Source organism: Pseudomonas sp. LBUM1673, assembly GCF_059695645.1.
This window is the reverse complement of the sequence record NZ_CP166780.1, coordinates 6,003,950-6,016,207: the sequence shown is the minus strand read 5'-3', so window position 1 is coordinate 6,016,207 and position 12,258 is coordinate 6,003,950. Positions and strand designations below refer to the sequence as shown.

General features: G+C 55.7%; 6 protein-coding genes. All 6 read left to right on the top strand.

The window, feature by feature from the left end; translation table 11 throughout:
- Window positions 1–5: 5 nt before the first annotated feature.
- The 6 genes from rplL (at window position 6) to fusA (ending at window position 12,242) form a co-directional block, all read left to right on the top strand.
- Window positions 6–371, top strand: coding sequence for a 50S ribosomal protein L7/L12 (rplL, locus tag ACA044_RS27575; protein WP_038981298.1), 366 nt, complete (start codon window positions 6–8; stop codon window positions 369–371).
- Between the two features lie 220 nt (window positions 372–591).
- Window positions 592–4,665, top strand: coding sequence for a DNA-directed RNA polymerase subunit beta (rpoB, locus tag ACA044_RS27570; protein ID WP_038981299.1), 4,074 nt, complete (start codon window positions 592–594; stop codon window positions 4,663–4,665).
- Window positions 4,666–4,729: 64 nt separating this feature from the next.
- Window positions 4,730–8,929 (top strand): DNA-directed RNA polymerase subunit beta', encoded by a 4,200-nt coding sequence (gene rpoC / locus ACA044_RS27565; protein WP_282379310.1) that lies wholly within the window; start codon window positions 4,730–4,732, stop codon window positions 8,927–8,929.
- A gap of 216 nt (window positions 8,930–9,145) precedes the next feature.
- Window positions 9,146–9,517: a 30S ribosomal protein S12 gene (gene rpsL, locus ACA044_RS27560; protein ID WP_002555494.1), complete on the top strand. Its 372-nt coding sequence runs from the start codon at window positions 9,146–9,148 to the stop codon at window positions 9,515–9,517.
- Between the two features lie 118 nt (window positions 9,518–9,635).
- Window positions 9,636–10,106, top strand: coding sequence for a 30S ribosomal protein S7 (gene rpsG / locus ACA044_RS27555; RefSeq protein ID WP_002555493.1), 471 nt, complete (start codon window positions 9,636–9,638; stop codon window positions 10,104–10,106).
- Between the two features lie 30 nt (window positions 10,107–10,136).
- Complete coding sequence (gene fusA / locus ACA044_RS27550) at window positions 10,137–12,242, top strand: elongation factor G (RefSeq protein WP_497444105.1); 2,106 nt, start codon at window positions 10,137–10,139, stop codon at window positions 12,240–12,242.
- Window positions 12,243–12,258 lie beyond the last annotated feature (16 nt).

Here is a 12,258-nt window from a genome sequence, read left to right as displayed (position 1 = left end):
GAGTCATGTCTCTGACTAACGAACAAATCATCGAAGCAATCGGCCAGAAATCCGTAGTGGAAATCGTTGAGCTGATCAAATCGATGGAAGAAACCTTCGGTGTTACCGCTGCTGCTGCATCGGCTGGTCCAGCTGCTGCTGCCGCTGTTGTTGAAGAACAAACTGAATTCAACGTCATGCTGACCGAAGCTGGCGAGAAGAAAGTTAACGTGATCAAGGCAGTACGTGAGCTGACCGGTCTGGGCCTGAAAGAAGCCAAGGCTGTAGTTGACGGCGCTCCTGGCATCGTTCTGGAAGCTGTTTCGAAAGACGCAGCTGACAAAGCAAAAGCCACTCTGGAAGAAGCAGGCGCTAAAGTCGAGCTGAAGTAAGCATCGACTTTGCACCTCCAGCCCGAGCGTTAAGCGAAAGGCTGATGGCTGGTGGCTCTTGCCACCGGCCTTTTTCCGTTATTGGCAGCCGACTGGGTCGGTGCTGGTAACGAGCTGTAACCACCCGATGCGGTGGCGCAAACCATGGGGTTTGCACGATTTTCTGGCTGCTCCCGTCGGGAGGGGCCAAACAAGCAGGTGACCAAGCTGGGGAACGCTGATGGCTTACTCATATACTGAGAAAAAACGTATCCGCAAGGACTTTAGCAAGTTGCCGGACGTCATGGATGTGCCGTACCTCCTGGCCATCCAGCTGGATTCGTATCGTGAATTCTTGCAAGCGGGAGCGACTAAAGATCAGTTCCGCGACGTGGGCCTGCATGCGGCCTTCAAATCCGTTTTCCCGATCATCAGCTACTCCGGCAATGCTGCGCTGGAGTACGTCGGTTATCGCCTGGGCGAACCGGCATTTGATGTCAAAGAATGCGTGTTGCGCGGTGTAACTTACGCCGTACCTTTGCGGGTAAAAGTGCGCCTGATCATTTTCGACAAAGAATCGTCGAACAAAGCGATCAAGGACATCAAAGAGCAAGAAGTCTACATGGGTGAAATCCCCCTGATGACTGAAAACGGTACCTTCGTAATCAACGGTACCGAGCGTGTAATCGTTTCCCAGCTGCACCGTTCCCCGGGCGTGTTCTTCGACCACGACCGTGGCAAGACGCACAGCTCCGGCAAACTGCTGTACTCCGCGCGCATCATTCCTTACCGCGGTTCGTGGTTGGACTTCGAGTTCGATCCGAAAGACTGCGTGTTCGTGCGTATCGACCGTCGTCGCAAGTTGCCTGCATCGGTACTGCTGCGCGCGCTGGGCTATACCACTGAAGAAGTGCTGGACGCGTTCTACACCACCAACGTCTTCCACGTGCAAGGTGAAAACCTCAGCCTGGAACTGGTGCCTCAGCGCCTGCGTGGTGAAATTGCTGTCCTGGATATCCTGGATGACAAAGGCAAGGTTATTGTCGAGCAAGGTCGTCGTATTACTGCTCGCCACATCAACCAGCTGGAAAAAGCAGGGATCAAAGAGCTGCAAGTGCCTCTGGACTACGTCCTGGGTCGCACTACCGCCAAGGTCATCGTGCATCCGGCAACCGGCGAAATCCTGGCAGAGTGCAACACCGAACTGAACACCGAGATCCTGGCAAAAATCGCCAAGTCTCAGGTTGTTCGCATCGAAACTCTGTACACCAACGATATCGACTGCGGTCCGTTCGTTTCTGACACTCTGAAGATCGACTCCACCAGCAACCAATTGGAAGCGCTGGTCGAGATCTATCGCATGATGCGTCCTGGCGAGCCGCCAACCAAAGACGCTGCCGAAACCCTGTTCAACAACCTGTTCTTCAGCCCTGAGCGCTATGACCTGTCTGCGGTCGGCCGGATGAAGTTCAACCGTCGTATCGGTCGTACCGAAATCGAAGGTTCGGGCGTGTTGTGCAAAGAAGACATCGTCGCGGTACTGAAGACTCTGGTCGACATCCGTAACGGTAAAGGCATCGTCGATGACATCGACCACCTGGGTAACCGTCGTGTTCGCTGTGTAGGCGAAATGGCCGAGAACCAGTTCCGCGTTGGCCTGGTACGTGTTGAGCGTGCGGTCAAAGAGCGTCTGTCGATGGCTGAAAGCGAAGGCCTGATGCCGCAAGACCTGATCAACGCCAAGCCAGTGGCTGCGGCGGTGAAAGAGTTCTTCGGTTCCAGCCAGCTTTCCCAGTTCATGGACCAGAACAACCCGCTGTCCGAGATCACCCACAAGCGTCGTGTTTCTGCACTCGGCCCTGGCGGTTTGACTCGTGAGCGTGCTGGCTTTGAAGTGCGTGACGTACACCCGACTCACTACGGTCGTGTATGCCCGATTGAAACGCCAGAAGGTCCGAACATCGGTCTGATCAACTCCTTGGCTGCCTATGCGCGCACCAACCAGTACGGCTTCCTCGAGAGCCCGTACCGTGTGGTGAAAGACGCTCTGGTCACCGACGAGATCGTATTCCTGTCCGCCATCGAAGAAGCTGATCACGTGATCGCTCAGGCTTCGGCCACGATGAACGACAAGAAAGTCCTGATCGACGAGCTGGTAGCTGTTCGTCACTTGAACGAGTTCACCGTCAAGGCGCCGGAAGACGTCACCTTGATGGACGTATCGCCGAAGCAGGTAGTTTCGGTTGCAGCGTCGCTGATCCCGTTCCTCGAGCACGACGACGCCAACCGTGCGTTGATGGGTTCGAACATGCAGCGTCAAGCTGTACCAACCCTGCGCGCTGACAAGCCGCTGGTCGGTACCGGCATGGAGCGTAACGTAGCCCGTGACTCCGGCGTTTGCGTCGTGGCTCGTCGTGGCGGTGTGATCGATTCCGTCGACGCCAGCCGTATTGTGGTTCGTGTTGCTGATGACGAAGTTGAAACCGGCGAAGCTGGTGTCGACATCTACAACCTGACCAAGTACACCCGCTCCAACCAGAACACCTGCATCAACCAGCGTCCGCTGGTGAGCAAGGGTGATCGGGTTCAGCGCAGCGACATCATGGCCGACGGTCCATCCACCGATATGGGTGAGCTGGCGCTGGGTCAGAACATGCGCATCGCGTTCATGGCATGGAACGGCTTCAACTTCGAAGACTCCATCTGCCTGTCCGAGCGTGTTGTTCAGGAAGACCGTTTCACCACGATCCACATTCAGGAACTGACCTGTGTGGCACGTGACACCAAGCTTGGGCCAGAGGAAATCACTGCAGACATCCCGAACGTGGGTGAAGCTGCACTGAACAAGCTGGACGAAGCCGGTATCGTTTACGTAGGTGCTGAAGTTGGCGCAGGCGACATCCTGGTTGGTAAGGTCACCCCGAAAGGCGAGACCCAACTGACTCCGGAAGAAAAACTGCTGCGTGCCATCTTCGGTGAAAAAGCCAGCGACGTTAAAGACACTTCCCTGCGTGTGCCTACCGGCACCAAAGGTACTGTCATCGACGTACAGGTCTTCACCCGCGACGGCGTTGAGCGTGATGCTCGTGCACTGTCGATCGAGAAGACTCAACTCGACGAGATCCGCAAGGACCTGAACGAAGAGTTCCGTATCGTTGAAGGCGCCACTTTCGAACGTCTGCGTTCCGCTCTGGTCGGCCACAAAGCCGAAGGCGGCGCCGGTCTGAAGAAAGGTCAGGAAATCACCGACGAAGTTCTCGACGGTCTTGAGCATGGTCAGTGGTTCAAACTGCGCATGGCTGAAGATGCTCTGAACGAGCAGCTCGAGAAGGCTCAGGCCTATATCGTTGATCGCCGCCGTCTGCTGGACGACAAGTTCGAAGACAAGAAGCGCAAACTGCAGCAGGGCGATGACCTGGCTCCAGGCGTGCTGAAAATCGTCAAGGTTTACCTGGCAATCCGTCGTCGCATCCAGCCGGGCGACAAGATGGCCGGTCGTCACGGTAACAAAGGTGTGGTCTCCGTGATCATGCCGGTTGAAGACATGCCGCACGATGCCAATGGCACCCCGGTCGACGTCGTCCTCAACCCGTTGGGCGTACCTTCGCGTATGAACGTTGGTCAGATCCTTGAAACCCACCTCGGCCTCGCGGCCAAAGGTCTGGGCGAGAAGATCAACCGGATGGTCGAAGAGCAGCGTAAAGTTGCTGAACTTCGCACTTTCCTGGACGAGATCTACAACCAGATCGGCGGTCGTAACGAAGATCTGGATAGCTTCTCCGACCAGGAAATCCTGGATCTGGCGAAGAACCTGCGTGGCGGCGTACCAATGGCCACTCCAGTGTTCGACGGCGCCAAGGAAAGCGAAATCAAGGCCATGCTGAAACTGGCAGACCTGCCAGAAAGCGGCCAGATGCAGCTGACCGACGGCCGTACCGGCAACAAGTTCGAGCGCCCGGTTACAGTTGGCTACATGTACATGCTGAAGCTGAACCACTTGGTAGACGACAAGATGCACGCTCGTTCTACCGGTTCGTACAGCCTGGTTACCCAGCAGCCGCTGGGTGGTAAGGCACAGTTCGGTGGTCAGCGTTTCGGGGAGATGGAGGTCTGGGCACTGGAAGCATACGGTGCTGCTTACACTCTGCAAGAAATGCTCACAGTGAAGTCGGACGATGTGAACGGCCGTACCAAGATGTACAAAAACATCGTGGATGGCGATCACCGTATGGAGCCGGGCATGCCCGAGTCCTTCAACGTGTTGATCAAGGAAATTCGTTCCCTCGGCATCGATATCGATCTGGAAACCGAATAACACGTGACGCGAATCGAGAGCGGGGCAGGATTGCCCGCTCTCTGCTCCGCCAGGAGGAAAGGCCTTGAAAGACCTACTGAATTTGCTGAAAAACCAGGGTCAAGTCGAAGAGTTCGACGCCATCCGTATTGGATTGGCATCGCCTGAGATGATCCGTTCGTGGTCGTTCGGTGAAGTTAAAAAGCCGGAAACCATCAACTACCGTACGTTCAAACCTGAGCGTGACGGTCTGTTCTGCGCCAAGATCTTTGGCCCGGTAAAGGATTACGAGTGCCTGTGCGGTAAGTACAAGCGCTTGAAGCACCGTGGTGTGATCTGCGAGAAGTGCGGCGTTGAAGTCGCGCTGGCAAAAGTTCGTCGTGAGCGCATGGCGCACATCGAACTGGCCTCGCCAGTTGCCCACATCTGGTTCCTGAAATCGCTGCCGTCCCGCATCGGCTTGCTGATGGACATGACCCTGCGTGATATCGAACGCGTTCTCTACTTCGAGAGCTATGTCGTTATCGACCCAGGCATGACCACCCTTGAAAAAGGTCAGCTGCTCAACGATGAGCAGTACTTCGAAGCGCTGGAAGAGTTCGGCGACGATTTCGATGCCCGCATGGGTGCCGAAGCTGTCCGCGAACTGCTGCACGCTATCGACCTGGAACACGAGATTGGCCGCCTGCGTGAAGAAATTCCGCAAACCAACTCCGAAACCAAGATCAAGAAGCTGTCCAAGCGTCTGAAGTTGATGGAAGCCTTCCAGGGTTCCGGCAACCTGCCAGAGTGGATGGTGCTGACCGTTCTGCCGGTTCTGCCGCCAGATCTGCGTCCACTGGTCCCGCTGGATGGCGGTCGCTTCGCGACTTCCGACCTCAACGATCTGTATCGTCGAGTGATCAACCGTAACAACCGCTTGAAGCGTCTGCTCGATCTGTCCGCTCCGGACATCATCGTGCGCAACGAAAAGCGTATGTTGCAAGAAGCTGTCGATGCACTGCTCGACAACGGTCGTCGTGGCCGCGCTATCACCGGTTCCAACAAGCGTCCTCTGAAATCCCTGGCTGACATGATCAAGGGTAAGCAGGGTCGTTTCCGTCAGAACTTGCTCGGTAAGCGTGTTGACTACTCCGGTCGTTCGGTAATTACCGTTGGTCCGACCCTGCGTCTGCACCAGTGCGGTCTGCCGAAGAAGATGGCTCTCGAGCTGTTCAAGCCGTTCATTTTCGGCAAGCTGGAAATGCGTGGTCTTGCTACCACCATTAAAGCTGCCAAGAAGATGGTCGAGCGCGAGCTGCCAGAGGTTTGGGACGTTCTCGCTGAAGTGATTCGCGAACACCCGGTTCTCCTCAACCGTGCACCGACCCTTCACCGTCTGGGTATCCAGGCGTTTGAACCGGTACTGATCGAAGGTAAGGCTATCCAGCTGCACCCCCTGGTCTGTGCTGCGTACAACGCCGACTTCGACGGCGACCAAATGGCCGTGCACGTACCGCTGACACTGGAAGCCCAGTTGGAAGCGCGTGCGTTGATGATGTCGACCAACAACATTCTGTCGCCAGCCAACGGTGAGCCAATCATCGTTCCGTCGCAGGACGTTGTATTGGGTCTGTACTACATGACTCGTGAAGCGATCAACGCCAAGGGCGAAGGTCGTGTGTTCGCGGATCTGCAGGAAGTTGACCGTGTGTTCCGTGCCGGCGAAGCCGCACTGCACGCCAAGGTTAAAGTGCGGATCAACGAAACCGTCAACGATCGTGATGGTGGCAGTGTCAAGAACACCCGTATTGTCGACACTACTGTCGGCCGTGCGCTGTTGTTCCAGGTTGTTCCACCTGGCCTGTCGTACGACGTCGTCAACCAGCCGATGAAGAAAAAGGCGATCTCCAAGCTGATCAACCAGTGCTACCGCGTGGTTGGTTTGAAAGAGACCGTGATCTTCGCTGACCAGTTGATGTACACCGGTTTTGCCTATTCGACCATTTCCGGCGTTTCCATCGGTGTTAACGACTTCGTTATCCCGGATGAAAAAGCTCGCATCATCAGTGCTGCCACTGATGAAGTGAAAGAGATCGAAAGTCAGTACGCCTCTGGCCTGGTAACCCAGGGCGAGAAGTACAACAAAGTGATCGACCTTTGGTCCAAGGCGAACGACGAAGTTTCCAAGGCGATGATGGCCAACCTCTCGAAAGAGAAAGTCATCGACCGTCATGGTGTCGAAGTCGACCAGGAATCCTTCAACTCGATGTACATGATGGCCGACTCGGGCGCACGGGGTTCTGCTGCGCAGATCCGTCAGCTCGCCGGTATGCGGGGCCTGATGGCCAAGCCGGACGGTTCCATCATCGAAACGCCGATTACTGCGAACTTCCGTGAAGGTTTGAGCGTACTTCAGTACTTCATCTCCACTCACGGTGCTCGTAAAGGTTTGGCGGATACCGCGTTGAAAACTGCGAACTCCGGTTACCTGACTCGCCGTCTGGTAGACGTGGCGCAGGATCTGGTAGTAACCGAGATCGATTGCGGCACCGAACATGGCCTGGTAATGACTCCGCACATTGAAGGCGGTGACGTTGTTGAGCCGTTGGGTGAGCGCGTATTGGGTCGTGTTATTGCCCGTGACGTGTACAAGCCAGGTACCGAAGAAATCATCGTTCCTGCCGGCACGCTGGTAGATGAGAAGTGGGTTGAGTTCATCGAGCTGAACAGCATCGATGAAGTGATCGTGCGTTCGCCGATCAGCTGTGAAACGCGCTACGGCATTTGCGCCAAGTGCTACGGCCGTGACTTGGCTCGTGGCCACCAGGTGAACATCGGTGAAGCGGTCGGTGTTATCGCTGCCCAGTCCATCGGTGAGCCGGGTACCCAGCTGACCATGCGTACGTTCCACATCGGTGGTGCGGCAAGCCGGACCTCCGCAGCCGACAGCGTTCAGGTGAAGAATGGCGGTACCGTCCGTCTGCACAACCTGAAGCACGTTGAGCGAGTGGATGGTTGCCTGGTTGCTGTGTCCCGTTCCGGTGAGCTGGCGATCGCTGATGACTTCGGTCGTGAGCGCGAGCGTTACAAGCTGCCGTACGGTGCTGTGATTTCGGTTAAAGAAGGTGACAAGGTCGACGCTGGCGCAATCGTGGCCAAGTGGGATCCGCACACTCACCCAATCGTTACCGAAATGAAAGGTACCGTGACCTACGTGGGCATGGAAGAAGGCATCACGATCAAGCGTCAGACTGACGAATTGACCGGTATGACCAACATTGAAGTACTCGACGCCAAAGACCGTCCAGCAGCCGGTAAAGATATCCGTCCTGCTGTGAAGATGGTTGATGACAACGGCAAGGATCTCTTGCTGCCGGGTACCGACGTAATTGCTCAGTACTTCCTGCCTGCTAACGCCCTTGTCGGTGTAGCGGACGGTGCGAAAATCGCGATCGGTGATGTTATCGCTCGTATTCCGCAAGAGACTTCGAAGACCCGTGACATCACCGGTGGTCTGCCGCGTGTTGCCGACTTGTTCGAAGCTCGTCGTCCGAAAGAAGCCTCGATTCTGGCTGAAGTCAGCGGCACCATCGCGTTCGGTAAAGAGACCAAAGGCAAGCGCCGTCTGGTTATCACCCCGAACGACGGTAGCGATCCGTACGAAGAGCTGATTCCGAAGTGGCGTCACCTGAACGTCTTCGAGGGCGAACAGGTAAACCGCGGCGAAGTTATCTCCGACGGCCCGAGCGATCCACACGACATCCTGCGTCTGCTGGGTGTGAGTGCGCTGGCCAAGTACATCGTGAACGAGATCCAGGACGTTTATCGTCTGCAAGGCGTGAAGATCAACGACAAGCACATCGAGACCATCCTGCGTCAGATGCTGCGTAAAGTTGAAATCGCTGAATCCGGCGATTCCACTTTCATCAAGGGCGACCAGATGGAATTGACTCACGTTCTGGTAGAAAACGAGCGTCTGGCGGGCGACGAGAAATTCGTTTCCAAGTTCACTCGCGTGCTGCTGGGTATCACCAAGGCGTCGTTGTCCACCGAATCGTTCATCTCGGCGGCTTCCTTCCAGGAAACCACTCGCGTATTGACCGAAGCGGCGGTAACCGGCAAGCGCGATTACCTGCGCGGCCTGAAAGAAAACGTGGTCGTGGGTCGTCTGATCCCGGCGGGTACCGGTCTGGCTTATCACAGCGAGCGCAAGCGTCGCCGTGAAGCTGACAAACCGTTGCGCGTAAGCGCCAGTGAAGTGGAAGCTGCACTGACCGAAGCATTGAACTCGAGCGGTAACTGAGTTCTGCGGTAAATGAGCGTGAGGCCCTGGTCGCTCCGTTCATCGAATCGAGACAATTCGTCGAGGTTGGATGAGCGGGGAGATCGGGGCCTTGCCTTGACTGGGGGCAAGATCCTCTTTAGACTCTTGTACCCCTAAATTTGGCGGGAATTCGTTCCTGCCATTTTGCTTTTCTTGCAAGACAATAGCGTCGCAAGACAACAGTGGAGCTAGTAGATGGCAACTATCAACCAGCTGGTACGTCAGCCGCGTAAGCGTATCGTCGAGAAATCCGACGTGCCTGCGCTGCAGAACTGCCCGCAACGTCGTGGCGTATGCACCCGTGTGTATACCACCACGCCGAAAAAACCTAACTCGGCACTGCGTAAAGTATGCCGTGTGCGTCTGACCAACGGTTTCGAGGTTTCCTCGTACATCGGCGGTGAAGGCCACAACCTGCAAGAGCACAGCGTGGTACTGATCCGCGGCGGTCGTGTAAAAGACTTGCCAGGTGTTCGTTACCACACCGTACGCGGTTCTTTGGATACTTCCGGCGTTAAAGGTCGTAACCAGGGTCGTTCGAAGTACGGTACCAAGAAGCCTAAGTAGTAGTGGCTTTTTGTAAAAACTGATTTTCTATTTTTCTGAGTCGATAAGAGTAAGGTCGGAGGCGTCCCGAAAGGGCACCGATTCCGAGCGAACCTGAAGACCGTTTGAGGGCTTATCCATGCCAAGAAGACGCGTAGCAGCCAAGCGCGAAGTGCTTGACGATCCAAAATACGGCAGCCAGATCCTGGCCAAGTTCATGAACCACGTAATGGAAAGCGGCAAGAAAGCCGTTGCCGAGCGTATCGTTTATGGCGCGCTGGAAAAGGTTAAAGAACGCAAGAACAGCGATCCCCTGGAAATCTTCGAGAAAGCTCTCGACGCCATCGCTCCGCTGGTCGAAGTAAAGTCGCGCCGTGTAGGCGGTGCTACTTACCAGGTTCCGGTCGAAGTTCGTCCGTCCCGTCGTAACGCTCTGGCAATGCGCTGGTTGGTAGACTTCGCCCGTAAGCGCGGCGAGAAGTCTATGGCTCTGCGTTTGGCTGGCGAACTGTTGGACGCTGCCGAAGGTAAAGGTGCTGCAGTTAAGAAGCGTGAAGACGTGCACCGTATGGCTGAAGCCAACAAGGCTTTCTCGCACTACCGCTTCTAATTTTAGCGTCACTAATTTTGCGAGGGCTTTATGGCTCGTACAACACCGATTAATCGCTACCGTAACATCGGTATCGTTGCTCACGTGGATGCTGGTAAAACCACCACCACCGAGCGCGTCCTTTTTTACACTGGCAAAAGTCACAAGATGGGCGAGGTGCATGACGGCGCCGCGACCACCGACTGGATGGTGCAGGAGCAGGAGCGTGGTATTACCATTACTTCTGCTGCCATTACCGCCTTCTGGCAGGGTTCCGAGAAGCAGCACAAGGACCAATACCGCTTCAACGTCATCGACACCCCGGGCCACGTTGACTTCACTATTGAAGTTGAGCGTTCCCTGCGTGTTCTCGACGGCGCGGTCGTTGTGTTCTGCGGCACCTCGGGTGTTGAGCCTCAGTCGGAAACCGTATGGCGTCAAGCCAACAAATACGGCGTTCCACGTCTTGTTTACGTAAACAAGATGGACCGTGCTGGTGCCAACTTCCTGCGTGTGATCGGTCAGATCAAGCAGCGTCTGGGTCACACTCCGGTGCCAATCCAGTTGGCCATCGGTTCCGAAGACAACTTCCAGGGTCAGATCGATCTGATGTCCATGGAAGCTGTTTACTGGAACGACGCTGACAAAGGTATGGTTCCTCGTCGCGAGCCTATCCCTGCTGAGCTGCAGGAACTGGCTGACGAGTGGCGCGGCAACATGGTTGAGGCTGCGGCCGAAGCCAGCGAAGAGCTGATGAACAAGTACCTCGAAGGTGAAGAACTCACCAACGCGGAAATCAAGGCCGCTCTGCGTCAGCGTACTATCGCTGGTGAGATCGTTCTGGCTGTTTGCGGTTCTTCCTTCAAGAACAAGGGTGTTCCCCTGGTTCTCGACGCCGTGATCGACTACCTGCCGGCTCCTTCCGACATTCCTGCCATCAAGGGTACTGACCCGGATGACGAGACCAAGGAAATGGAGCGTCACGCAGACGACAGCGAGCCGTTCTCGGCTCTGGCGTTCAAGATCGCTACCGACCCATTCGTGGGCACCTTGACCTTTGTTCGAGTTTACTCGGGCGTGTTGGCCTCCGGCGACGGCGTGATCAACTCGGTTAAAGGCAAGAAAGAGCGCGTGGGTCGTATGGTGCAAATGCACGCAAACGCCCGTGAAGAAATCAAGGAAGTACGCGCTGGTGACATCGCGGCCTTGATCGGCATGAAGGACGTCACCACTGGTGAAACTTTGTGCAACGCTGACAAGCCAATCATCCTGGTTCGCATGGACTTCCCGGAGCCGGTTATTTCGGTTGCCGTAGAGCCAAAGACCAAGGACGACCAGGAAAAAATGGGTATCGCTCTGGGCAAACTTGCTCAGGAAGACCCGTCTTTCCGCGTCAAGACTGATGAAGAGACTGGTCAAACGATCATCTCCGGCATGGGCGAGTTGCACCTGGACATCCTGGTTGACCGGATGCGCCGTGAGTTCAACGTCGAAGCCAACATCGGTAAGCCTCAAGTTTCGTACCGTGAGCGCATCACGAAGAGCTGCGAGATTGAAGGCAAGTTCGTTCGCCAGTCCGGCGGTCGTGGCCAGTTCGGTCACTGCTGGATTCGTTTTGCTCCTGCTGACGAAGGTCAGGAAGGTCTGCAATTCCTGAACGAAGTAGTGGGTGGTGTGGTTCCTAAGGAATACATCCCGGCTATCCAGAAGGGTATCGAAGAGCAGATGAAGAACGGCGTTGTTGCCGGCTATCCGCTGATCGGCCTGAAGGCTACCGTGTTTGATGGTTCCTACCACGACGTCGACTCCAACGAGATGGCGTTTAAAGTGGCTGCTTCCATGGCAACCAAGCAACTGGCCCAGAAGGGCGGTGGTGAGTTGCTTGAGCCGATCATGGCGGTAGAGGTGGTTACGCCTGAAGACTATATGGGTGACGTGATGGGCGACCTTAACCGTCGTCGCGGCATGATCCTGGGTATGGAAGACACGGTCTCCGGCAAAGTGATTCGCGCCGAAGTTCCGCTGGGTGAGATGTTCGGTTATGCGACCGACGTCCGTTCCATGTCCCAAGGTCGCGCAAGCTACTCTATGGAATTCAAAAAATACAATACGGCTCCGTCGCACATCGTCGAAACCGTTACCAAAAAACAAGGCTGATTCAGCCCCTTTAGGC